General features: G+C 44.3%; 16 protein-coding genes. 7 read left to right on the plus strand and 9 right to left on the minus strand.

The window, feature by feature from the left end; genetic code table 11:
* Positions 1-109: 109 nt before the first annotated feature.
* The gene (locus AB4Z08_RS18885) at positions 110-2,815 is read right to left on the minus strand and encodes a ferritin-like domain-containing protein (protein ID WP_441575323.1); all 2,706 of its coding nucleotides are present in this window, start codon (positions 2,813-2,815) and stop codon (positions 110-112) included.
* Positions 2,816-3,252: 437 nt separating this feature from the next.
* Between AB4Z08_RS18885 and AB4Z08_RS18890 the strand changes: the two genes are divergently transcribed.
* A complete protein-coding gene (locus tag AB4Z08_RS18890) occupies positions 3,253-3,729 on the plus strand; it encodes a hypothetical protein (RefSeq protein ID WP_441575324.1) in 477 nt (158 codons plus the stop codon).
* Between the two features lie 52 nt (positions 3,730-3,781).
* Here the strand turns inward: AB4Z08_RS18890 and AB4Z08_RS18895 are convergent, their stop codons facing one another.
* Both AB4Z08_RS18895 and AB4Z08_RS18900 read right to left on the minus strand, forming a co-directional pair.
* Positions 3,782-4,285: a GNAT family N-acetyltransferase gene (locus tag AB4Z08_RS18895; protein WP_441575325.1), complete on the minus strand. Its 504-nt coding sequence runs from the start codon at positions 4,283-4,285 to the stop codon at positions 3,782-3,784.
* A 64-nt stretch (positions 4,286-4,349) separates the two neighbouring features.
* The gene (locus AB4Z08_RS18900; protein ID WP_441575326.1) at positions 4,350-4,739 is read right to left on the minus strand and encodes an STAS/SEC14 domain-containing protein; all 390 of its coding nucleotides are present in this window, start codon (positions 4,737-4,739) and stop codon (positions 4,350-4,352) included.
* Between the two features lie 269 nt (positions 4,740-5,008).
* Here AB4Z08_RS18900 and AB4Z08_RS18905 point away from each other — a divergent pair, with 269 nt between their 5' ends.
* Positions 5,009-5,386, plus strand: a complete 378-nt coding sequence (locus AB4Z08_RS18905) for a hypothetical protein (RefSeq protein ID WP_441575327.1) — start codon at positions 5,009-5,011, stop codon at positions 5,384-5,386.
* A gap of 92 nt (positions 5,387-5,478) precedes the next feature.
* Here AB4Z08_RS18905 and AB4Z08_RS18910 read toward each other — a convergent pair whose 3' ends face one another.
* Positions 5,479-7,992, minus strand: a complete 2,514-nt coding sequence (locus AB4Z08_RS18910) for an alpha-L-rhamnosidase-related protein (protein WP_441575328.1) — start codon at positions 7,990-7,992, stop codon at positions 5,479-5,481.
* A gap of 316 nt (positions 7,993-8,308) precedes the next feature.
* On the opposite strand from AB4Z08_RS18910, the gene AB4Z08_RS18915 reads away from it, so the two are divergent.
* Positions 8,309-10,696, plus strand: a complete 2,388-nt coding sequence (locus AB4Z08_RS18915; protein ID WP_441575329.1) for an FtsX-like permease family protein — start codon at positions 8,309-8,311, stop codon at positions 10,694-10,696.
* Positions 10,697-10,701: 5 nt separating this feature from the next.
* On the opposite strand, the gene AB4Z08_RS18920 is transcribed toward AB4Z08_RS18915, so the two are convergent.
* The 5 genes from AB4Z08_RS18920 to AB4Z08_RS18940 form a co-directional block, all read right to left on the minus strand.
* Positions 10,702-11,415: an EcsC family protein gene (locus AB4Z08_RS18920; RefSeq protein WP_441575330.1), complete on the minus strand. Its 714-nt coding sequence runs from the start codon at positions 11,413-11,415 to the stop codon at positions 10,702-10,704.
* Between the two features lie 63 nt (positions 11,416-11,478).
* A complete protein-coding gene (locus tag AB4Z08_RS18925) occupies positions 11,479-12,297 on the minus strand; it encodes a hypothetical protein (RefSeq protein ID WP_441575331.1) in 819 nt (272 codons plus the stop codon).
* A 20-nt stretch (positions 12,298-12,317) separates the two neighbouring features.
* Positions 12,318-15,659, minus strand: coding sequence for a TonB-dependent receptor domain-containing protein (locus AB4Z08_RS18930; RefSeq protein ID WP_441575332.1), 3,342 nt, complete (start codon positions 15,657-15,659; stop codon positions 12,318-12,320).
* Between the two features lie 79 nt (positions 15,660-15,738).
* Positions 15,739-16,722 carry a FecR family protein gene (locus AB4Z08_RS18935; protein WP_441575333.1) on the minus strand — a complete coding sequence of 328 codons (984 nt, stop codon included), beginning with the start codon at positions 16,720-16,722 and terminating at the stop codon, positions 15,739-15,741.
* Positions 16,723-16,802: 80 nt separating this feature from the next.
* Positions 16,803-17,432, minus strand: coding sequence for an RNA polymerase sigma factor (locus AB4Z08_RS18940; RefSeq protein ID WP_441575334.1), 630 nt, complete (start codon positions 17,430-17,432; stop codon positions 16,803-16,805).
* Between the two features lie 314 nt (positions 17,433-17,746).
* Between AB4Z08_RS18940 and AB4Z08_RS18945 the strand changes: the two genes are divergently transcribed.
* The 4 genes from AB4Z08_RS18945 (at position 17,747) to AB4Z08_RS18960 (ending at position 24,946) form a co-directional block, all read left to right on the plus strand.
* Positions 17,747-18,301 carry an RNA polymerase sigma factor gene (locus AB4Z08_RS18945; protein WP_441575335.1) on the plus strand — a complete coding sequence of 185 codons (555 nt, stop codon included), beginning with the start codon at positions 17,747-17,749 and terminating at the stop codon, positions 18,299-18,301.
* Between the two features lie 68 nt (positions 18,302-18,369).
* A complete protein-coding gene (locus tag AB4Z08_RS18950; RefSeq protein WP_441575336.1) occupies positions 18,370-19,437 on the plus strand; it encodes a FecR family protein in 1,068 nt (355 codons plus the stop codon).
* A 144-nt stretch (positions 19,438-19,581) separates the two neighbouring features.
* Positions 19,582-22,986: a SusC/RagA family TonB-linked outer membrane protein gene (locus AB4Z08_RS18955; RefSeq protein WP_441575337.1), complete on the plus strand. Its 3,405-nt coding sequence runs from the start codon at positions 19,582-19,584 to the stop codon at positions 22,984-22,986.
* A 10-nt stretch (positions 22,987-22,996) separates the two neighbouring features.
* Positions 22,997-24,946 carry a RagB/SusD family nutrient uptake outer membrane protein gene (locus AB4Z08_RS18960; RefSeq protein WP_441575338.1) on the plus strand — a complete coding sequence of 650 codons (1,950 nt, stop codon included), beginning with the start codon at positions 22,997-22,999 and terminating at the stop codon, positions 24,944-24,946.
* Positions 24,947-24,961: the final 15 nt, after the last annotated feature.

The raw sequence follows: 24,961 nt of genomic DNA on the forward strand, positions 1-24,961 counted from the left end.
GCCTTCAACAATTCGGAAGGATTCTTTCCAAACTTTTGTTTAAATGCAAACGAAAAACGCAACAGGCCAGCCTTAACGGGCTGGCCTGTGTGCATTTAATGTGAATCGATCATACTTTGTAAGGCAACTGAAATGCCGGTCCGGCAGTAGTACCATCATTCAATCCTGAAGGCGTTTGCATGAGCTTACGCGCCAACAGATCCAGTGAATACATCGACCCGATGGCTTCCCTTAAAAAATGAGGCTCCCCGTTAAACGTCCGGTGCAGACCATTTAACAATGCCTGATACTGCTGAGCAAACTGCGTGGCCAAAATATGAGCAGTAGACCCCTTCGGATAATTAACCGGTTGTGGATCATCAGCCATCGGATACACGCCTGCATCATCAAAAGGAATGGCTGTCCCGGTATACGTATAAGTCTCCCCGTTACTCACCAGGTGATGACCAGCCACTATCTCTGCATATTTATAATAGTGCGACAGTTCTCCTTGTCCGTCATAAGGATTGGTTGCTTTGGTGCCTTCTCCCTGGTCCATGATTTCATCAATGGCATTCAGGGCGTCCTCCAGGGAAGTGATGACATAGAGTTTCCCCATACCACTCCAGTCAGATACCTGTTTTTCAGCATGACCGAAGGTAATTTTCCCAACCTCGTTCAAATCTATCAGCGCTTTTTTGATTTGATTGTAAAACCAGGCAATGGTGTACAGGCTTTCTTCTCCCATCAGTGCAGGACGCAATGACCTGAAACGCTGCTGAATAATTTCTTCGGGTTCTTCGATCGACATAAAGCAGTCGCGTATCTGGTCTATAGAACAACGCCTTAAACGAACCGTGAGACCAGCACGTAATCCACCCGGTAAGGAACCCGGGTACTTAGGCACAAAACGCGAATGGGAGATATTTGGACTGCCGCCTATAGAAATCATGATGTTTGATACCAGTGCCATATGCAACATTTCCTCTATCACCACACTGCGGATCAACCCGGATACTTCCACATTACAGTTGGGCTTAATGCTATATAATGCGCAGAGGTATGGCGGAATGGTGGAATGTTCCAGTTCAATAGCTGTTTGTAACGCCCGAACCAGGTCCTCTACTGAGTCCAGGTTCATATAAACAGGATTATCCAGCCATTTGCGGATCATATGCAGTTTACCTCCGGAAAGATCACGGGTTACCGRCATATAATTGGGGCTGGTAATAGGTGTATGAAAAACATTCTTCAGGATATTAATCCGTTGTCTTACCTGCGCATAATCCGACAGATCTACAATTGGTTTCATGACCGGATACAGATCAGCATACTGCTGGAAGATAGGCTGTACGTGTTCTACCCAGTTAGGTTCATCCGGTATCTCATATTCGGTGTATATCAGGGCATTTAACAGCTGATTACCGTTTTGTATGGCACCTACTATTGGTGGTGTTGTCCCCAGCTGATAGGCCACTCCATATACCTGTCCATCTATATACCTCCTCGGGTTACCCGGATTGGCGGCTGTCAACGGGAGTTCCACGGTGCCATCAGCGCCGGTGGTAACGGTAAGCGGAAACGTAAAGGCAGATTGGGGTTGCCCAACATTTGTTGGTCCCGATACCGGCCCTTGCTTTATTTGTCCTTCGATCGTAGTAGGATCATATATCAGCGTAATAGGTGCATTGGGTAATGGTTTTCCGAAAGCAGTGGCGTAAAATTTAGTCACCTGTTTTTCGCCGGGGTTCATCCTGAACACAAATTTATCGGCCCGTAGGAAAGTACCGGCACTATTCTCTGATAATACCATCGGGGTAAGGGGACCGGGGAAGCCTGCAAAAACCGCCAGAGGATTGAAAGCCACCAGCGTAGCCTGTTCAGCGCTTAAGGTGATGGAAACAATCCCTCCTGTGAGTGTATACCAGGCGGGATCGAGATACCTGATTTCACCCAGCGACACCGGAGTACCATTTGAAGGGGTTACCCCCAGGTAAAGCTTGCCGTTGTCGGCAACGGGGCCACCCACACTCTTGGTAGGACAACTGTTACCGAGGTCAATATTCAGCACATTGTTATCTACTATGCAATATGCGGTATTCAGGTTGAAGCCCGCGCCGGGAACAGCACTCAGCATCCTTCCTGCTGTAAAATAATCAGGCTCCTGCACGCCCTGCTGACCAATGGTACCCACCACGCGGCCCAGGGTAAAATCCTCCTGTGAGGAGTTATCCTGGAAACCATCTACGTTGAATTTAATACTGAGTTTTTCCGGTATCACTCCTTTAGGTGTTACAGAGGCCAACTCTTTCAGAAAGCGGGATTCTCCCAGGTTAGCCCATTTGGTGATATTCAGCACACTCTGATAGTAGGCACCAAAGAAAGAATCTGGTTGTCCCGGTGGATAGCGCACCCAAATATCACCGAAGGGTGCTTCTTTAAAGTCGCCCCGGAAGCCGGTTTTATTATCTTCCCCCACAATTACCTGGAAGCCCCATAGCTCAGATACCATCTGCTGCTCAGGGTCAAGGTCAACAATTTTTCCTTCTGCGCGGCCATCAGCACCGGTTACCGCCAAACCAACAACGGGATCCTCGGCAGGGTCATCACAAAAAGTACCATCCAGGTAATATACCCGTTTTACGGAGCAATTATAAAAGCGCCAGGCGCCGGTACCATGAGGATTCCACCAGCCATTGCTGGCACCCGGGCCAGGTATGTCGTAACTGGTTTGAAACTGATCGGTGTTGAAGTGTTGCGGATCATTGTTTACCGTGGAAGGATCGGCCTGGAATTTTCCCGAAAACTGCAAACGGGGACTCTGTAAATAACTCATAAGTGAATAGATATTTTGGGTTTTATATGAAAGCGTGGAAAACTAAAAGGCAGGAAGGAGCGTTCCTAGCCAACAACAAGACACCGCAAGTCCATGGCTTTGCCAGCAGGGAGTTGCCCATCACAAGACAATAAAAAAACAGTCTGTTACCTGTCTGAAGAAATATGCAGGGTGATCATAGTTTACTAGTTATAATGAGGAATAAAAATTTGAGTTTTCGTCAGTCGTATGCGATTACATTCTATATACAATCTGTGAGGTCGTCTATAAAAATAGGGGATTTTTGGATAATTTATAACTGATTAACAAAATCATCAAAAAAAAAGGTAAAATAAAAAATCTTTCCACTGGTATCACCACCACAAATTAGTTAACCTGGGTGCATGAACAGGAAATAATTATGATAGATTTTTGTGCTGTTAAACAATTACCCGAATATGAACACACTGATTCTATTACAAATTTCTCTGATCGCCCATCTGACAGGATTAACTTTAATGGCCGGCACTACAGTGGCAGATTTTGTTACTTTCAAAAACTTTTCCAAACGCATGGAACTGGAAAAAGAAGCACCCTTGAATTTATTGGAGTTAATGACAAAACTTGGTGTTCTGTTAGGGATAGGAGCAGCACTGCTGATCACTTCAGGTGTGGGCTTAATGTTCTGTACCGGCGGCGTTTTCGCCCACATGATCTGGTTTAAAATAAAATTGACACTTATTCTTGTTCTTATTCTGAATGGCTTTTTAGTAAAGGCCCGGCAGGAATCAACCTTAAAAAAGAACATCAATGGAAGTACCTTATATCTTTCTGAACCGGTTAAAGGTGCCATGCGGAATCTCAACATATTTTACCTGGTACAGATGGGAATATTCTTTGTGATTATTATTCTGGCAGTTTTTAAATTCAACTAAATATTCATACCCGGGGGGATACTGCAAGAGTATCCCCTTTTTTGTTTGCGAACTAAACAAACCGTTGAATCACAAAATAGGTTACCTCACCATACTCCCGTACTAAATTACTCAACCGTTTAAATCCCGTCTTTTCCAACACCTTTTGAGAACCAATATTATCAGGGTCAGTAACGGCTACCACCTCGTCCGCGCTCGTATTGGTGAAACAGTAATCCACTAAAGCCCTGCTCACTTCTGTACCAATACCTTTACCCCAGTATTTCGGACTTAACGTATAACCTATTTCCAACTGCCCCGGTACATCTACAAAATTTCGCGCCAGGCCCATGCCCATAAAGTCGTTGTTCGCCGCGTTGAATATTCCCCAGCGGCTAAACAATCCCCTCTTGTAATCGTCCAATGCGATATGAAACATCTCTATATATTGCTCAGGAGAACGATAAGGCAAATAACTGGTAACTTTTTCATCTTCAAAAAGTGTCGTAAATAATGATATTTCTGCCGGTAAAAACTCACGGATGATGATGGTATTACTCTGATAAATAATATGCATAGTTCAATCTTTCTGATTGCAAATATCTTCATTTTAAATTTATTCTCCGGAACGCGCGGCCGATCTAAAGATACTGTTGCAGCCATTCCTTTGCTTCTGCATCATTTGTAAATGACTTCATTGGGATAGGTGGTGCTTTCATCTTAAATAAGATATTCATGATCAGCTTTGTTAAACCTGGCTTTGACACCATCGCCATTGCCGTATATACATGCGGCAATTGTTCTGTTGAAAATTTTCTTGTCTCCCTATCCGGCACAGGAGAATCAGTAAGATAAATTAATAGCGGTACTTTTTTATTCCCGGTAATTTGTTTTACCAATGCGATATTGCCTGAAATATTCTCAACTGTTCTTAAAACACTTTTAGAGTAGGAATATAAAATACCGGTACTATCGTAATAATAATCTGCTATTTCTCCTCTAATAAGCGGAAGATGATCAGGTGAATGCATTCAAATGTTATTTAAGTGTCCTCATAACAGCGACCACTGCTATTTTATGCACTAAATGTACGCTAAATCCGCCTGTATTGCTTCCCGGCAGCTACATACTTACCCATTATGGGTATAACTCCACACAAAAACCTGCCAAAATACCGCAGGTATGAATCTGTATACTATATTATATAACAACACATCCCTGATATAGCCTATATGGCCTTCTGGTATGCTAATTGCATTTTCACTGTCAGATCTATATTGAATAACCAAAAAAGTAATTTATGAAATCGATGCTTAAAATTATTGGCGTATTATTATTTTCAGTTGTGCTGTTTGCCGCTTGTAGTAAAAGCACCGACCCTGCAGATGTAGATATCTTTGCTGGTACCTTCAAAGGAAAAGTGGGATATATTGACGCCAACAAAAACATCAGCCAGGCAAGTGGCAGTGTTTTCGTTACAAAAGTAGGTACCCGATATGATTTTAGATTCTCCGATGCCATTCCAGACCTTACTGGTGTAGAGTTTGAAAAGAAAGATGATAATACATTAGTCAGTGTGGGATCTTCCGGTACCGGTTTAATCACTATCAATAAGGACAAACTTGTGATAGGTTTTACAAGAGATAACAAAGCCTGGACAGCAGATTGCAACAGATAGTATATTCATTGTGAGACAGAGAATAATATCGAACATAAATAAGCCTTCCCGTTGCAAGACAGGAAGGCTTATTTATTTTTCATAACGACAGATCAGATATGTTCCCTAACAATGAACCTGGTAGCCGATTTACACAGCTGCTTCATAGCAAGACTTCCATTACCTGTTGCTTTCACTGTACGAAAAATATTGTTTATACCCACCTGGTAAACGGCTCCCGCACGTAGCCCTTTCACTGTACACTCATAGCTATCCTTTGAATTAATCGTCCACGATAATTCACCCGTCTCCCATTTCTCCATGGTTATGCTAACCGGACGGCCTGATCCCGCGTGTAGCACGAGTGTAACACTGTCTTCATTATTGGGATAATAGGTAAATATATTCCCCGTTTTATTGGCGCCGAATGCATTTTTGCTTTTAACTGAAAACCCCATGGTACTCATAGAATAATCGTCCACGCTTAGTTTCAGCTGATATACCGTATCACGAAGCGTATAGGAAAAAGAGGTACCATTCAGTGCAGGCATCATGTTGGGCTCAATGCCCATCCTGTTCCATTTCGGGCGGACTCCGTAGATATCCCTGTACAATGCGGTGATACTGGTACAAATACCTGCTAAAATGTCATCACCCAATCCCTCCTGCGTGGTTCTGCTATACCTTTGAGAAGATAGTCCATCCTTCTTATATTGCTGCAGGATATTATCTATAAATTTAAGCGCGATGGCTTTGTCATAATTTGCGTAGGCCCTGATACCCAGATATCCCCAGGTGGGAAAAATATCACCATTTTCATATTTGGGAAATGGCCAGTTTCCTCCGGAAACTTCTCCCTGTTTAAAGGAATCAAAACACAAAGGCCAGTGAAACAAATGTTCCGCTGTAGTCCGTTGTTCTATCTGATCCAGGATGCGGGCGATTCTTTGCGGATCATCACATAGTCCGAATGCGATGGCCGCAAAATTCACGGGGGTAACCAGGTTATCTCCATGAACTGAGCCATCTTTATCACGCCAGTAAACGTATTGATTTTTCTCCTGCGACCAGAATCCACCCGCTTCCAATGGCTTATTGAAGGAGGTTTTAAGTCGCAGCGCTGTTGCGGAATAATATGCCGCCTGTTGCGGATTACCCAGTACTTTTTCGCAGTTGGCCCAAAGCGTCAGTGCCTCGTACAACTGGGCATTCACAAATGCATTTTCATAACCTGCCCAAACAATATCCAGCCAATCGCTGCATTTCTTTTCTGAGATATTGTTATTCAACATCTCAAAAATACCATTGTGATTTTCATCGCGCTTTATCAGCCAGTTGAGTGCCTTTTCGCAGGAAGCCTGATGAGATCGCAGCCAGGTGAGATCTCCGTTCAGATCAAACTGCTCACTCGTATTGATAACATACCCTGTTTGTGAGTCAATCGTATATCCCCACATCGCCTCATAGTATCCTGTCTCCGGATTGTACGTTCCGGGAATCTCGTCACCGGCCGCATTATGCCAGCGGGACAACACACGCCCATCCGCTAACATCGCCTGGTCACGTTCCTGATCCAGCGTTGCGGAAAAGTTTTTCGTATAGCCCTCATCGTTCAGGGCCATCCCTATCTGCGCAAAAAAGGGTTCGTGCAGGCATTTCCAGTTAGTCAGCCAGCCGTTGCCCCCGATAATATTATTATCTACCACTCCGTAACGACCGGTAGTATTCAGCAACTCACGCACGGCGTCTACATCTATGCCCGGTAACGTACCCCGTGAATATGTTTTAAAATAGTCTGCATACTGCAGCTTGCAGGTCACTGTTGTGCGTCCCTTTCGAACCTTAAAAGGGGCAAATACATCTTCTTTCCCCGACACAAAACGGCTCAACTGGTACCGTTGCTTCAGTGGCCTGTCAGTAACCAACTGGGTACTTACAAATGCTTTATTGTTATCGTGCGTATACTTTGACGCCACGGTTTTGTTGCTATCCGACCGGATGCTGATGCGCAGCGCATCTCCCGACACCGCATTCCAGAAGGTCACCCCTCCTGTATGCACCCCATAGGTATCACCTGCTTGTTTCAGGTATTTGCACCATACCATACCGCCATTATCCAAAATGCCGCCTTTCCATACGGAGAGATCGGCAAAATGCCATCCGGGAAAAGCCATGTCTTCCAATTCCGCATCCTGGCTATACTCCCTCTCAATACGCCATAATATTGTCTGCCCAGCCACTTTGAAATACCACTTCTCTTCCACTGTTATCTCCTCATTGCCATAACTGATACCGCTCACGATTACCTCATCACCGTGTGCTGCAACTGTAACTTTACCCAGGCTTTTATCAGCCGAAAAAACACCGCCTTTTGTCCGTATACCCGTAAAGACACCCGCAGGTGATAAAACATTTTTCCCTTTTATATTTAACTGTTTGATGGCACAGCCAGTGGCGTAATCTATTACTATCACCAATGTTTTATCCGGAACCGCAATGGTAATTGTTTTACTTTTAGGGTTATTGATGATAGATGGATCTGTACCGGCAGCAGAAAAACATACCTGCCGGCACAGGAGCAGCGCAAAAGTATAAATGAGGAGTGGAAGCTTCAGGTAGTTTATCATTGGAAATATATTCAATATGACAAAATCATTCAACAAATACCGGTCGATGGTAAGGTATAAAAATAATCAGGCCTGCCCAACCTTTTAATCGCCTCCTCTGTCACTTAAAACCGAACACACGTGTCCGTATCCGCACAGCAAACTTGTAAAGATGGTCGTAAAATGGATGCAAACATAGCCACCACAGGGCACAAAGCGATATCCGAACAAGTGGTATGGTAGTTGTCACGGACTAATTAAATGCCTGCGCTGACTTTAAAACAGCTCGTATAGCGCCATCACTTAACAGTTTAAAAGTATTTTTTAAATTAACCTTATGTTTCCGAACTACTTGAAGATCGCTTTCCGTGTTCTCTGGCGCAACAAGATTTATGTAGTCCTCAACATTGTAGGCCTGGGCTTTGCCATTGCCTGTTGTATACTTGCTTATCTCAACTATAACTACAGGGAGAATTTCGACCGGAATCACGCTCATGCGGAACATATCTACCGGTTGAACAGTACGCGTGTGGTGGATGGAAGTAAACAGCCATGGGCAGTTGTACCGTTACCATTAGCGCAGGCAATGCAGAAAGAACATGCCGGGGCTGACCGGATTGCCCGCCTCAGTAGTGCGTCCGTGGTGGTAAAAATTAAAGAGCATACTTTTGATGAGCATATCCATTATGCCGACAAGACGTTATTTGATTTTTTTTCTTTCCCGCTGAAATACGGGAACTTATCCGGGTTTGATCAATCGAAGCAAGTCATCATCAGCACGGCTTTTGCGGACAAATACTTTCCCAAACAAATGCCCATAGGTCAATCGCTGACGATCATCGGATCAGCAGGTAACCCTGAGGTATATACGGTTACTGCAGTAACGCAGCAAATCCCGGCTAATTCAAGTATTCAATTCGATATCATCACCTCATTTGAAAATGGATTTGTTCATGGGAAGTTAGCTCCTGAAGATTGGGCGAACCCAAACCTGGTTACCACATTTGTTGAATTAAAAAATAAGAATGCGGCCCGCTTTGTAACAACGAACCTGAATCCCTATATAGCGTTGCATAATCGCAACCACACCGATTGGCCGATAGAAAATTTTACCCTCCAGCCTTTTTCTACATTGGCGGCGAGCTCGGATATTGATATGCCGGGATACGTGTATGGCAGCCAGCTGACAGCCAATCCACGTGGTGTACTTGTGATAGTGCCGGCCATCATGTCATTGTTTATTTTACTGATCACCTGCTTTAATTTTACCAATATTTCCATCGCATTTGCCAGTAATAGGTTAAAGGAAATCGGTATCCGAAAAGTAATGGGAGGTTTCAAACGCCAGTTAATCTGGCAATTTCTGACCGAGAACATCGTGCTATGTCTGCTGGCTGCTGTATTAGCATTGCTGTTTGTCCACTTACTCTTACCGGCTGTCAATCAGCTTACGAACGTTGATCTTTCACCAGACTATGGCAGGGATTACGGGTTCTGGCTTTTCCTGTTATTCATTCCTGCTGTCAGTGCTATCTTCTCTGGTTTATACCCGGCAGTATATGTGAGTTCCTTTCAGCCACTACAGATTCTTAAAGGTAAAACGGCCCTCGGTGCTTCCAGCCGTTTTACACGTTTCCTGCTGATTTCACAATTTAGCTTATCCTGTTTCGCACTGGTGGTAGGCATTGTAATGTCCCAGAATGCTTCCTTTCAGCAGAAAGTTGACTTTGGTTATGCTATCAATGAGATCGCTGTAGTAGAAATCAATAACTCTCAGGAGTACCGCGTTTTAAGCCAGGCCGTTCAACAGAATCCGGAAATTAAAAGCGTGGCTGGATGTGTTCAACAAATTGGTGATGGCACCTACACCCAAACTGCCAAAACTGAAAAGAATGAAATACAAACACAGGTGGCACGGATTGGAGGCGAAGCCTACCTCCATAGTATGGGGCTCCATATCATGCAGGGACGGCATTTTTACAATACCGGCGCTGATGCGGAGGAGTCTATCCTGGTCAATGAAACCTTTCTGCAACGGTTACAGCTCACGCAGCCACTCGGCCAGCGTGTGACCCTGGATAGTACCCAATACACGATTGTTGGAGTGGTGAACGACTACAAAGAATATGGCTTACACAGTCTTGTACCACCTTGCGTGCTACGCATGGCTAAACCTGATGAATATAAGTTTATGGTTGTTCGCGCAGATAAAGGTAAACTACCGCAGGTAACCAAATACTTACAGTCTACCTGGCACCAGTTAGTACCCAACATACCATACCGGGGCTATTTGCAATCGGATTTAATTGAAAAAGAAATCCGTATGACACAAGCCTTCAAGTCAATTGCATTTTTCCTGGCTATTGTTACCTTACTTTTATCAGCGTCAGGTTTGTTTGCACAAATCTCTTTGAACATTGATAAGCGAAGCAAAGAAATTGGTATTCGTAAAGTGCTTGGTGCATCGATCCTGCAAATCATCGGGCTGGTGAACCGGGAGTTCATACGCATACTCCTGATTGCTTTTGTGGTGGGTGCTGCTTTGGGTTATTTGTTTACCAACAAATTTATTTTCCAGGTTATTTATCAATATCATCCTGCTGCGGGTCCATGGCCCTACATCGGTACATTCCTGATTGTGTTGCTTTGCTGCAGTGCTATCATTGGAACGAGGGTATTCCAGGCTGCCAGTGCAAATCCAATAGATAGATTGCGGGCTGAATAGTATCGTCAATCTAAAATCCGCATCCTGTAGGCGTTCATGGCGGTAATGCCGAGCTTCGTGATGAGCCGGTAATTCACCACCACGCCTACAGCTGCACCCACAAAGGGGAGTAACTGACCCAGCTTGGCAAGGTCTATATGGTCGCGGTACTCCATCTGGAAACGCTGCCAGTCAAAACGATGAATATCCTCCGGCAGCTGGCTGCTTTTTTCTTTCCAGTCCGCCACATTTTCATACACATTACGGCGATGCTCCTGGCTGCTGAAGGCTAACTGGAAAATATAGAGGATGTACAGCCGCTCTTTATAATCTTTTACATCAAAACCATAAAAAGTAGCGATATCAAAAAGCAGTTTTAGTTTCATGCCAAGCAGTATAGGAAAGTCCGCCAGTCCCAGTAAGATTCCACCGGCGCCGGTAATGCCTCCTTCAGCAGCTGCCGTTTTGCGGTAAAAATCCACCCGGCGAAGTACTGCTTCTTCCATATCATACAACGAAGCAAAAACAGGCTGGTTAGGTACCGTGTAGGTAGCGCCGAACAGTACACCACGTACCATTTGTTTGATAGCAACGGTAATAGCATGATGCACCTTCTGCGGAATAATGCGGTTCATACGTGACTGTACTGAGGTAGACAGTCTGTCCACCAAAGATGGCTGCCGCTGCATTTTATGCTGCCAGATCTCCAGTTCCACTTTCATCCGTTGTTCGTATAACATAATTGAAAATTACAAAAAAGCCTTTAAATACAGTGATTTAAAGGCTTTCCTGTAATTTCTACCTTAATGACTGAAAATATCTACCAGGTTCTGCTGCGGTCCCAACTGTATAGCCGCCCCTCTCGTCATCCAGCCCACAAATATGCTCTGTACCTTCCCTTCTGTTGTCCAGGCATTAGGTAATTCCATCGTAATTTCGTTATCCTCCCCTCTCGCAGGTAAATAATAAGCAGTACTACCGGCCTTTCTGATGCGTACAAAAGGCTGAAATTCGGATGCCGGATGATGCCTGGGTAATTCCGGGATTTGCTTTATTTCTACATAATCAGACCACTTCCCCTGCTTAACATTGGTTGCCAGCGGGATGAAAGTGGTATCCACCAATACTAACGGGTTGGCAAGGCTCTCGTCAAAATAATATTCCACGAGCTCGATCACAACGTCTACTGCAGCGGCATCCTTAGGAAAGTCGAAATAAAAATTGGCCAGGTATGTACTTCCCGAAGGAGCGGGATAAGTATAAGTGTTATTCATTTTTGTGCCATCAAAATAGAATCTGGCGACCTTACTGGTGTCATTGCTGATGTTGAATTTTTGTTGATAGACGGTTTCACCATTACTTTTCCTTCTTAGCTCCATGGTAACCTCATTTTTCTCGAAGGCAATTTTACTTACCTCATTGCTCAAACTCACACTCCCATATAACTCACGCACTTTTACGCCATCAAAATACTGTTCAAGGGCATCTCCCAATATAAATCCATCCATGCTAAGTGGTTTGAATTCCAGTACAGGTTTTACGACTAGCTCACCTTCCTTTGCACAGGCAGTGAATAGAAATAATGGTATTATCAGGTAAAATATGTTCAATCTTTTTTTCATAATTCTTTTGTTTTAGAGACCTAAAAATTGTATGAAAGGGAGAAGCTGAAAGTGCGGCCTACATACCGCGTCAAAGTTTTGCGATCTCCAATCTGTTTATTTGTTTTTTCATCTACATACCCTTCCTCAAACTTTTCAGAGAAGCCTTCCTTATACTGATATGCATCGTTCCATTCTGCAAACACAGGAGGTCTGTTTGGTTTGTATTCAAAGGTTGAATTATCATTGATAAAGAAGCGGTGGGGAGCATCCATCAGATTACTCATATTGAGCTTAGCTTCCATTCTACCTTTCAGTAATTTGTAACTTACCTGGGCATCCATCTGCCCCCGGGGTCTTTCATACTCTATAAAATCAGGATCACTGCCGGTAACAAAAGTTTTATATCCCATGTAATTATATACCAGATTTAGGCCAAGGCGTTTGCCGGTATATTGTATACCTGCATTATACAGTACGGGCACCTGTCCGTATAAGGCGCGGGGATACTTAAGATAAGAGTAGACAACAGAATCCTTTCCGTTAGCATCTGAAAATATCTCTTTGTTCCTGGCTCTTACCTGCGATTTTTGCAAAGTAAGGTTGCCACTCAGGTAAATATTTTCAAGAAAATCTGAACCTGCATAAATAAACCCTAGATTCTTCCTCAGTTCAAATTCCCACCCTCTTACTTTTGCCCAGTCAGAGTTAGTAATAAGAATATCAGGCTTCCCGGTATTCGCCTGGTCATATGTGTAATATTCTGCTGGCTTATCGAAGTATTTGTAAAAATATCCGGCAGATATTATTTCTCCTGATCCGGGAAACCATTCCACTTTGACATCATAGTTTTTAATAACGGTGCTTATCACGCCCCTGCTTCTCAAAATAGTGCCATAAGAAGGATTATAACGGGAAAACCTTGAGTTTTCCATTAAGCCGGGTCGTACCACACTCTCTGCATAAGAAGCCCGCACATTCAGGTTCTTAACCGGAGTGTAGGTAATATTAACTGAAGGGAGGAAGTAGGTTCTTACAGAGTCATCCAGGTACAATTTAAAGTTCCTGTCTTCCGCCCTGCTGGCACCATTTTTCATAGTATCCAACTTGAAATAATCTGCCCGTACACCCCATACTATCCGCAGGTTAGGTAACAGTTTACTGTCGAACATCACAAATGCACCTTTGTTGATACTTTTTCCTTCAAAGGAGTTCAGTGAATAATCTCCGGGGAAATAAAACAAATCTTTTGCAGGATGTTCCATGCTCATATAATCTCCCCATTGCTGTATTGGGATGGTGGAATACGGATTATCAAGTCCGTATTTAGTGACTATAGGCAATACTGTCCAGTTGTACCAGGCGTGTTTATCCAGGTAATTGAAGCCTGTTTTAATTGTATGTGTAGTTTTTCCAAACTTTACATCTATCGCTGCACTAATGTCGCCTGCCAGGTTTCGTTCTCTGTAACTATATTGATCCCGGTGCAGTGTTCCCCATCCCGGATCGGAAGCCTGACCTGGTGCGTATTGAAACAACGGGGTTTTATTAGCAAGTTCTCTTCCCCCCAATGCAGCGGAAACAGCGTCCTGTTCTAACGTTTTTAAATGGGTACGGGAAATATTCCATGTTATTTTTACGCGGCCTGCCTGGTGGCTGCCACTTAGTTTGTTTTGTAACAGATCGCTGAACTTGGGCCTGTCATCTTCCTGTATGAAGGGGAACTTATTGCTATCTTCATTTTTAGGCTCTTCGTAGCTCCAGCCTTTTATGCGGCTAAACCTGTCATCGAATATATGTGTGTATAAATTGTAGGTGCTGATCTGATGCTTTCCTGTTTTAAATCCTCCATTCAGCAAAGTACCTATCGTAGTATTAAAACCAGACATATTGCCGGTATTAACGTCCGATACATCCCCAACGATGGTCGGTCGGCGGCTCCAGCTACCTCTTCTCATATCAGCAATGTAATCATTGGTTTGCGTGTTCCGGTAACTAAGGGAACCTACGAAACCCAGGTTGCGTTCTTTGGTCTTGCTCAATGAATAAGCTCTGCCCAGGCTGAACTGGTAATTTTGTGAAGGCATTGCTTTATAGGTGCGGGTACCTAGTCTTTCAGTGCCACCAATACGTTTGTTTTGTTCACCTATCTGCGGGGGTTTTATTTGATTTTGAGATTCCGGTACACGTGGATCATATTTATCACTCAGATCGAACAATCCATCCGGAAAGTGATTTCTGCTGCCGTCATTATACCCCAGGTAATCGTATTTGCCACGTTGGTAACCGTAAAAATCTTTTCCGGTGGTGCGGGAATTGAACGATAGTCCACCACTTACAGAGATGAAGTTGGATACAGGAATAGACTTGGTGGTGATTTGTACCAGGCCACCGGCAAATCCGTATAGCATATCCGGTGTAATGGATTTAGCCACTACTATATTATCTACCAGGTTACTGGGAATCAGGTTAAATTCAAAATCACGTTCCTGCACATCTGTGCTGGGCAAAGTACTTCCATCCAGTAAAGCCACATTGTATCTTTCTGCAATGCCACGTACCACCACCTTTCTGTTGTCTGTAGTGCTCACACCCGTGATGCGTTTTAACGTTTCTCCAATATGTTTATCGGGAGTGGCGGCTATCTGCTCTGCACTGATACCATCTGAAAGCGAGGCCGCATTTTTCTGGCGGGTGAAAAGAGAAGCTATACTTTCTTTTTTTGCAGAAGCCTTTACTACTACTGCAGATAGCTGTCCCTTCTGTCTTTTCATGGTGGCATTAAGTTCAAAGGTCTGATGATCATTTACATCAATTCCACTCACTTCTTTTGCACCATAGCCCATATAACTGATGTTAGCGGTATAAGTTCCTTTTGGAAGAACAACCAGGAACGCACCATTGATGTCTGTAAAAGTACCTTGATCACCAATACGAATAGTGACACCTTCGATGGGCTGTCCGTTTTCTGCATCAATGATTCTCCCGCTTACTTTTCCTGGTGCTTTTTTAGGGAGGGGGGCCTGAGGTTGCGCAATAATAACCACTGATTCTCCGGTCAGCTTCCAGCTAAAAGGCACGCCTGTTAATGTTTTTTGCAACACCTCTTTCAAAGTGGCGTTAGAAAAATTCGCCGCCGGCACTTTCATTTCACCTGTTTCATTTTCATCAAAAGCAATGGTAATACCGGTTTGATGTTGTATTTCCTTTAATCTTTGTGTTAATGAGGATGCAGGAAAACTGATAGTGCTTTTCTTATCCAATACTCCCTGGGCATAGCTTTGCAGGCAGGTGAGCAACAGTAACATACTTACCAGCAATAGTTTTGTTGAGATGCATCCCGCCCTTCGTTCGCCATGACGGTGCCTGTCTTTTTTTTGCATACTTTTACAATTGTTTAAATGGAATAATAGCCATCTCCCAATGGCTGTTTTGCTGTCCCGCTCTAACGGGACAGCTTTTTTAATGAATGATAACGGTATCTTCTTTAATCGTATAGTGTGTATTGTATAAGGTGCATAAAGTTTCCAGTACACGCTCCTTCGAGGCATTCTGCGGAAAATTGGCAGTAAAAGCGGCTTGCTGTATTCGTTTGTTGTTGCTGCTGATAATGATATTATACTGTAATCTCATGCGCAGAACCAGTTCATCGAAGGCTGCATTATCAAGCACAAAACGGTTATCCCACCAGCCATTTTGGGCGGATACATTTTTTTCAGTAGTGGAAAAACTACCATTGACAGAGTGATAGTCCAACTGCATGTTACGGGTAAGCGTATCCAGTATATTGCCGGAAAGTCCTACCTGCACTTTCCCTTCTGTTACAGCTATTTGTACCTGTTGCAGTTCCCGATAAGCGCGGATATTGAATGCAGTACCAAGTACCCTGGTCTGCAGGGAATCAACATGGATAATAAAAGGGGTCGAAGGATCTTTTGCGACTTTAAAATAGGCTTCTCCTTCCGCCAGCCATACTTCACGCAGGTGGTCTCTCTTGCCCATCTTTCTAATGCTCAGAACAGAGCCATTATTCAACCATACTTCTGTGCCATCCGGAAGTTGCAGGTACTTGCGTACGCCCCGCCCCGTGGAATAAGTATCCATCTCCACAGACAATTGTCTGTCGTTTCGCAAGGGCACCAACCATTGCAGTGTGGCCCAAAGGCTCAGCCCCACCACGATTGCCGCTGCACTGTACCGGATTACAAGCCACAAAGGATTTACACCGGGTGCAGGTACATTCCATTCCGGGGATTGCTCCAATCCTAAACCCGTCACCATTTTTTTCCAGGTGTCGGCTTTAGTTTTCCGGACATGTTTTTGGTTCATCCAAAAGGGACGGCGGGTATTGCCGGTGGCATCATACCAACGGTTCACCAGCTCCTGTTCCTGTTCACCCGACTGATGTTGCTGATAACGTCTGAAAATTTGCTGAAAGAAATTCATAATAGTACACCTCTTGTACTATTACTGGCAAAAAGGAAGGTTTATACTTCTGATTCGTGTTACCAAATTGTAAACACTTTTTATAACCCCAACACTGCGATCGCTGCTGCCATAAAGATGGAATGCGTATCAGGGGAAGCATCATTGTAAAAGTGGGTGACGCAACTTTTAAGCCGGCGGATCGCCTGTGACAACAGATTACGTACGGTTTGCTCCGACAACGACAAATGCCGGGCTATTTCAGCAACAGAATGATCCTGCTGACGACTTAACTGAATCACTTTTTGCATATTCACCGGCATGGAAGCAATTTCACGGTCGATAGCGGCTTGTAGTTCTTTTGAAATTAATCCTTCCAACACATGATGTTCCTGCAAAGTAAGGAACTGACCCAGTGCATGGTAACAGATCTCCTGCTTCCGGGTAAAGGCCAGCACATCAATGATCCTGTATTTAAGCAGGGTAAAGAGATAAGGTTCCAGCGAACCATTTTTAGTAGACAGCCGCTGCTTTTTTATCCAGATGCTTTCCATAATGTCCTGCACGATATCCTGCACTTCTGCTACATTCCCCAAACGCTTACCAGCACCTTCATACAAAGGTTCCCAATATCGTTCATAGAGGACGGCAAATGCACTTTCACTACCCGACCGCATTAAGTGTAGTAATTCTTCGTCCGTTAAAGATAACAGTGCATCAGGTAGAAACATAGGTACTGCAGTAAAACTGATTGAAGCGGCAAAGGTAATCCGGCTGTATTAACTTAATGTTAATACAACTGCAATACGACAACTAAAAATGTATCTCATCATCCGGAAACAAGTATTCTATGCTGGTATTATTTTGACTTTTGCTTCCCGGATTTTGCTCAAATCTTGGTAAATCAATGGCTATGGCCTTAATTTAATTCTGATGAAATAGTCCGGCTAAGCGCTTTTGGGAAGATGCTCACGTTATTTCTTACTATTCCATATGCTTTATTTTTTATTCAACCTTTTGCCTGTAAAGCAGTGACCAAAACGTTATGAAAGGAGGATCCGAAGCCAGACTTTTATTCCAGCAATTACAAAACACCGGTGGGGAGATTGTTCTCGTGAAACTGCACAACCTGTACTTTGGCAGGATATTCAAACTGATTCACTCATTGGTAAAACAACGCGAATCCGCTGAGGAATTGGCCAGCGACGTATTTGTACAATTATGGCAACGCCGGGAAAAATTGTCTGAAGTCATCAATCCGGAAGTGTATTTATATGTCATTGCCCGGAATAAAGCCTTCACCTTTCTAAAACAGCAACTAAACCTCACCGAGCCACTGGAAAATATCGAAGATTTCCGGCTGGAAGTAGCCCGATCCCCGGAAGAACTACTTATTTCTTCGGAAATGCTTAACAGGATTAATGCCGCCATCAACCAGCTCCCTCCCAAATGCAAGCTCATTTTTATGCTGGTCAAAGAGCAGTCATTCAAGTACCGCGATGTAGCTGAGATATTAAATATCTCCCCTAAAACGGTGGAAACCCAGATGGGCATTGCCTTAAAGAAACTAAGTAAGGCCTTTACTTTCTCCACCACATAATTTTTTTTATTCCCTTTAAGGGTAAATGGCAGTTTTACCACTCCTTCTAATAAACGACCGCCATTTACATGGACAGAATTTGGGAATTACTCGCTAAAAAATCTAATCACGAAATCTCTGATCAGGAGATGAAAGAACTGGAGGAACTGCTAAAGAAACATCAGCAGGAATTCCAGCAAAGCGAGGTCCTGAACGCTGTTTTCAACCTGGAAATCATTACGGGAGAAGATCCTTCTATGGTTGAGCGAAGCGAGATGCGCCTGCGAAGTGCCCTCAATGAATCCTTGTCTGACGATGCAGCTGCGGCCCCCCGGACCCTGAGCATACAAAAGCATATCAGGCGCTATTCGAAGATGTACGTAGCCGCTACGCTAAACCTGGCAGCCGTCACCTTCCTCTACCTGGTACTAAGTCACGATACCGGCAGCACCTTCCGTAACAAAATCAATACAGAACGTGGCGCTAAAACTACGGTTCATTTACCGGATGGTTCTGTTGTTATCTTAAACTCAGGCAGCCGGCTTAGCTACGACAAAGATTTTGGTGTAAAAAACAGGCTCATCAACCTGGAAGGGGAAGCATATTTTGACGTCAGCAAAAACCCGTCTATGCCGATGATTGTTGCTACTGCAGCAGTTGAAGTCAAGGTACTGGGAACAACCTTTAACGTAAAAGCCTATGCAGAAGATTCCATAGTGGAAGCTTCGCTATTTACCGGCACCATTCAGCTGACCACGGAAAAAGATCCGGAAAGAGTGATCCTTCTCCGGCCACGGGAAAAAGTAATCATCAATCAAAAACAAAACGGGTACACCGCACCCGCTACGGCAAAAGAAATACACAGTGAAACCGTATCCTTACAACACATGACCTTCAATCGCATCGACAGCAGCTTTGATGAAATGGCCTGGCTGAAGAACAAACTGGTGTTCCGCTCCGCCAGATTCCAGGATGTTGCCAATGAGCTGCAAAGAAAATTTAACGTGTCCATTTATTTTAGTGATACCGTATTCCAGAATATACGCATCAACGGAACATTCTCAGATGAATCGATTCAGGAGATTGTTCCTGCATTACAACAAGCTATTCCATTTCATTATACAAGTTCGGGTAATAAAATTTATATCAGCCAATAGATCACTGCTGTGTAGGTAATCACACAGCGCAAAGACTAACATTTAAACTGCAACTACTTTTCATAAAAGAGATATTGTGGACGTCATAACGTCCGCTGGTACCTGCTTTTGCCTGGAATCTTCATTTTATAAACCAAAATTTACATGAACGTGAAAAAATGCTGCAAGCTACTGCTGTATCTTACCATCATACTATGCCTGAGTCCATGCCTTGGGGCTTATTCACAACAGGTGAGCATTCCTGCGGGTAAAAAACCGATCAGGGAAGTACTTGAATACATTGAAAAAACCACACCATACAGATTTCTTTATACGGAAGATCCGATGTTTGACCGGCTCGCTGCAAACTATGACGGTAAAGCAACCGACATCTCCACCGTGTTAGCTGCCATTCTAAAAGAAACAGATATCTCCTTCCGCGTCAATTCAAATAAACTGGTAACGCTCCACACACCACGTTCTGCACTCCTGGCTGCAAGGGATACCACAGGAGCAAACATTACAATTTCAGGTACCATTGGCAATCTTCAGCAACAACCATTATACAGCGTCAGTATTTACCTGAAAGCAAATCCGCTGGTAGGAACGGTTTCCGATAAGAATGGGTATTTTATCCTCAGTAATATACCCCGGTATTCCACACTGGTAGTATCATCTGTGGGATATAAATCCCAGGAGATTGATATCAAAACAATCCCGAATGGTAGTCTGCGCAAATTCCCCATCTTAATGGAATCCGAAAGTCTTACCAAAGACGAAGTCGTGGTAACAGCCATGGGCGTACAAAAGAAAGTCAGCGTAGTTGGTGCGATTACGACTGTCAATCCCAGCGAATTAAAAGGACCTACCCGTTCTCTTACCACCCAACTCGCGGGCAGAGTAGCAGGTGTCACATTTGTACAACAGTCCGGCCAGCCGGGGCAAGACGGCGCCTCATTCATCATCAGGGGCATCAACTCCGTTACTGGTAATACGGCGCCACTGGTATTGATTGATGGCCTTAGGAGAAATATTGATGACGTAGATCCAAACGACATTGCCACCTTTTCGATATTGAAAGATGCATCCGCTACAGCAGTGTATGGACTGGAAGGATCCAACGGTATCATTGTCATCACTACTAAAACCGGTAAAATCGCCTCACGGCCAACTATCCGTGTTTCCGCTTCGCACTCTATCAACAACGCATCATACAAGCCACAATGGATAGATGCACCTACCTATGCCCGGATGAAGAACGAAGCACTTGTAGTACGGGGCAAACGCCCCTATTACACGGATGCAGACATTGCAAAATTTTCTGACAGTGATATGGATTTCTATCCGAATGTAGACTGGTATAAAACCATGGTGAAGCAGAACAACCCTTCCACCAAAGCCAACTTTAACATCAGCGGTGGTGGCAATGCCGTAACGTATTATATGTCTGGTGGCTTTTACAACGAGAAAGGCATGTTCAACAGTACAAGTGCATCTAATGCCAACTACAACCAGTTCAACTTCCGTTCTAATCTGAAAGCGGATCTTACTTCCACCACAACGCTCGGGATTGGATTCGATGGCCGGTACAACACCACCACGGAACCCGGCCAGGGTGTAGACAGGTTGCTCGACATCATGAATATGATTAACCCCACATTATTCCCCGCAGAATATTCCAATGGTACTGCACCGGAAGAACCGATCGGGATTGTTAATCCATATTCATTGCTGAACAAAACCGGTTTCATTAAGCGGTACGCCAACTACATGTCTACCAACTTAAACCTGACACAGAAACTGGACTGGATTACCAAAGGACTATTTCTCAACGGCATTGCTTCTTTTACAAAAAGCAATTTCTATGCTCATCAATATATCAAAGACTATCAGCGTAACGCGCCTGATTTTGCGAACAGCTACATGGGTTCCGGCAGAGACGAAAAAGGTAACCTCGTCACCATCAACAAAACGCCGGATCTCGATGATAAAATGCGCTTCAATTACATATCTCCCACCGGCAACCGGGTGATAGAACTGCAGGGTAGCCTGAATTATGTTCAAACATTTTTTAAAGACCTGTCTGTAACGGGATTATTATTATACAAACAACGCGAATTTCTCACGGATGCTCCTGACGGAAGCGGCGCTACATTGCTGATCAATGCACTGCCTGCACGTGAGCAATCTGTTGCAGGAAGATTAACATTAGGCTGGGCCAACAAATATTTCACAGATGTCAACTTCGGTGCCTCCGGATCACAGATGTTTACACCGGATAAGCGATGGTCTACTTTTCCTTCCATCGGATTTGGCTGGGTACCTTCATCGGAAAAATTCTGGGGTAGCATTTCAGAAGTGGTGGATTTCCTCAAGTTCAGGGTATCATATGGTACAGTAGGCGCTCCCGGCGCCGCCACCCGCTTCGGTTACATGGCTACCACGGGTCCTGTTCGTGGTTACACTTTCGGATTCGGACAGGCGGCTGGCAGCGGCACTTACATCCCTGGTGTGGGAGAATCAAGGCTGGAACAATTGAACCTCACCTGGGAACGTAACCAAAAACTGAATTTAGGTGCAGAGATAGGTTTTTTCAGAGAAGTAAAGCTGGTGATCGATGCCTACCAATATGTGAACAATGACCAGCTCATCGATCTTAACAGGTTGCCTGCAACACTCGGCCTCCCCGCAGCCCCCAAGGCCAACCTGGGCAGAACAAAATCAAGAGGTATAGACTTCGATCTTACCTACACCAAATCATGGAATAATTTCAAGATTAATTATATCAAAGGAATCATCAGCTACAATACAAATACCATCCTGGAAAACGGACAACTGGATCCTAAAGTAGCCTACCAGAGCGGTATAGGTCTCGACTGGGGACGCGACCTGAATTATATCGCTTTAGGACTGTTTAAAGACCAGAAAGATATTGATAACAGTCCGGTGCAAACCTGGAACAAGGTGATGCCCGGCGACATCAAATACAAAGATATCGATGGTGATGGTGTGATCACACCTAACGACAGAATCTGGACCGGGAATATATATCCGAAATGGAGCTACTCACTGGCCATTGACCTGCGATACAAAAAATGGACGTTTGCCACCCGCGTCATTGGCAAGTTAAACATGTACAGAAGCATCAGCGGAGGAAGAATTCCATTCAATCCGTATAACTCCGGAGGGAATGAAAATGGCGCCGTTTACATGGCAGCTGTCAAAAACCACTGGACACCGGCTTCTTATTCCGGCAACCCCGCTACTGAAAATTTTGATGCCACCTATCCACGACTGGGTTTCGGTACCGACAACCAGAACAACGCCCAAACTTCCACCTTCTGGTTAAGGGAAGCATCTTACCTCAGAATCGCAGATGCAGAATTAGGTTACAACTGGACACCCAGATCGAAAAAATCACCGTTCAGAAGTATTTACTACTATGGAAGATGCGACAATGTGATCACCTTCTCCAAATTTAAGGACTGGAATCCCGAGCAATATTCATCGTATGCCTATCCCTTAAAAAGAACCATATCACTGGGATTGGAAATTGGATTTGACCTTTAAAAAGACGTTCATGAAAAATAGTATATCAAAATTACTTGTAGTCCTGTTATTTCTTCTTCCATCTTTCAGCTGTCATTACCTGGAAGCAGATGAATATCTGCACGAAGTGAATAATCTCAACAATATCTGGACGCAGCGAATAGATATCCGTAAAGCATGGGCTGCCTGTTATGGCAATATCCCCAACTATACCGATATGATTAATTCGTGGCCGTTTAACACCAACTACGATGAAGGCCACGCGGGACTGGATAATTACTCCAATCTCATTTTCGCCCAGGGCAAATTCAGTTCCGACAATCCTATTTATGGCTTCTGGGGAAGCTATTACAGAGCGATCCGAACCTGTAATCTTTTCCTGGAGAATTACCACAAAGCAAGCGACAAACTGCTGGTAACAGGCGAAGTGGAAGGATATGCTGCCGATGCCAGGTTCCTCCGGGCATTTTACTACTCGCAAATGCTGGAGTTGTATGGCCCTTTTCCCATTGTCAGCAAAACAGTGGATTACTCCAACACAGAACAGTTGCCCACTAACAGAAATACCGAAGATGAATGTGTCAACTTCATTGTGTCAGAACTGGACTCCTGTATTAAACTGTTGCCGGTGAAAGAAGATGTGCTGATTTCTGAAATGGGCCGCCCTTCCCGTGAAGCAGCCATGGCCATCAAAGCCAGGGTATTGTTATGGGATGCCAGTCCGCTCGTCAATGGTAACCCGGATTACAGCAACTTCAAGGATCCAAAAGGGAAAGCATACTTCTCTGCTACTACTGATCCACTGAAATGGAAGAAAGCAGCTGATGCCGCCAAAGCAATTATTGATCTGGGAAAATTCGAGCTGTACACCGTTCCTGCCAACAGCGGTAATATTACCGTTCCTCTTGGCAACTTCCCCGGAAACAATGTAGCATGGCCTAATGGACCTGCAGGTATTGATCCCTATCGCTCCTTTAAAGGACTGTTTAGCGGCGGCAAATCATACTGGAATAAAGAAGCTATCTGGATGGTTAACTTACCCGACCAGACTTTCAATCTTTCTATTCTTGGATTCCCCAGGAATTATAACAATGGTGAAGGTGCACAGTACACAGCCAGGGTATCCGCTACACAGAAACTGGTAGATGCCTTCTTCATGAACAACGGTGCTACTATTGATGAGGAAAACAGGAAACTGTATAACGACATCGGCATAGCTGACAGCGGTGATAACTTGTATATCACCGGGTCTGGCAAAGATGCCAATACCCCCATCATTACAGGATTTAATCTGTCAAACACAAATGCAAAAGTCCCTAACCGATGCCTCAACCGGGAAGCACGGTTTTATGCTACCATCGGATTTATCGGACGCGGATACCAACAGAATAATGGCACCTTATACTACGCCGATTACAAAGCCAATGCACTGGATGGCTTTCTGCAATCAGACAGGCCTTCTACCAGATCCGGTTATCCTATCGTAAAATGGGTATCGGACGATGACCAGAAAGCCGGTGGCAGCTATGACAAACCTTATCATGTAGTACGTCTGGCTGAAATCTATCTTTCCTACGCAGAAGCACTGAACGAATTCACTCCCGGAGATGCAGATGTAATAAAATACCTGAACCTGGTGAGGTTCCGCGCCGGATTGCCGGGATATGCTCCTGCCAGCCGCGAAGTAATGCGGGAGCGGATTAAGCGCGAAAGGTATGTAGAACTTGCATTTGAAGCGAAACGGTATTTTGATTCACGCCGTTGGAAAGATGCAGGCAAAACTACCCGAGACTCCTGGGGCAATAGTTTGGGTATGAGCGGACTTGTTTACGGATGCAATTTTATGGCCGCGGATGGCAGCTTCTACGACAGGGCAGTAATCGATGGATATGTCTTCAGACCCAAAAACTATTTTTTACCCATTCCTTTTCAGGAGGTGGCAAACTATTGGGGTACACTTTCACAAAATCCGGGATGGTAGGTCATTTAAAATCAG

The sequence above is a fragment of the Chitinophaga sp. RAB17 genome (assembly GCF_052114225.1).
Lineage (GTDB): Bacteria > Bacteroidota > Bacteroidia > Chitinophagales > Chitinophagaceae > Chitinophaga.

Excerpts from the sequence above, each read along its gene's own strand:
- AB4Z08_RS18955 (WP_441575337.1), top strand. The coding sequence starts at position 19,582 with ATGAACGTGAAAAAATGCTGCAAGCTACTGCTGTATCTTACCATCATA.
- AB4Z08_RS18930 (WP_441575332.1), bottom strand. The coding sequence starts at position 15,659 with ATGCAAAAAAAAGACAGGCACCGTCATGGCGAACGAAGGGCGGGATGC.
- AB4Z08_RS18940 (WP_441575334.1), bottom strand. The coding sequence starts at position 17,432 with ATGTTTCTACCTGATGCACTGTTATCTTTAACGGACGAAGAATTACTA.
- AB4Z08_RS18950 (WP_441575336.1), top strand. The coding sequence starts at position 18,370 with ATGGACAGAATTTGGGAATTACTCGCTAAAAAATCTAATCACGAAATC.
- AB4Z08_RS18925 (WP_441575331.1), bottom strand. The coding sequence starts at position 12,297 with ATGAAAAAAAGATTGAACATATTTTACCTGATAATACCATTATTTCTA.
- AB4Z08_RS18945 (WP_441575335.1), top strand. The coding sequence starts at position 17,747 with ATGAAAGGAGGATCCGAAGCCAGACTTTTATTCCAGCAATTACAAAAC.
- AB4Z08_RS18920 (WP_441575330.1), bottom strand. The coding sequence starts at position 11,415 with ATGTTATACGAACAACGGATGAAAGTGGAACTGGAGATCTGGCAGCAT.
- AB4Z08_RS18960 (WP_441575338.1), top strand. The coding sequence starts at position 22,997 with ATGAAAAATAGTATATCAAAATTACTTGTAGTCCTGTTATTTCTTCTT.
- AB4Z08_RS18905 (WP_441575327.1), top strand. The coding sequence starts at position 5,009 with ATGAAATCGATGCTTAAAATTATTGGCGTATTATTATTTTCAGTTGTG.
- AB4Z08_RS18890 (WP_441575324.1), top strand. The coding sequence starts at position 3,253 with ATGAACACACTGATTCTATTACAAATTTCTCTGATCGCCCATCTGACA.
- AB4Z08_RS18910 (WP_441575328.1), bottom strand. The coding sequence starts at position 7,992 with ATGATAAACTACCTGAAGCTTCCACTCCTCATTTATACTTTTGCGCTG.
- AB4Z08_RS18895 (WP_441575325.1), bottom strand. The coding sequence starts at position 4,285 with ATGCATATTATTTATCAGAGTAATACCATCATCATCCGTGAGTTTTTA.
- AB4Z08_RS18900 (WP_441575326.1), bottom strand. The coding sequence starts at position 4,739 with ATGCATTCACCTGATCATCTTCCGCTTATTAGAGGAGAAATAGCAGAT.
- AB4Z08_RS18935 (WP_441575333.1), bottom strand. The coding sequence starts at position 16,722 with ATGAATTTCTTTCAGCAAATTTTCAGACGTTATCAGCAACATCAGTCG.
- AB4Z08_RS18915 (WP_441575329.1), top strand. The coding sequence starts at position 8,309 with ATGTTTCCGAACTACTTGAAGATCGCTTTCCGTGTTCTCTGGCGCAAC.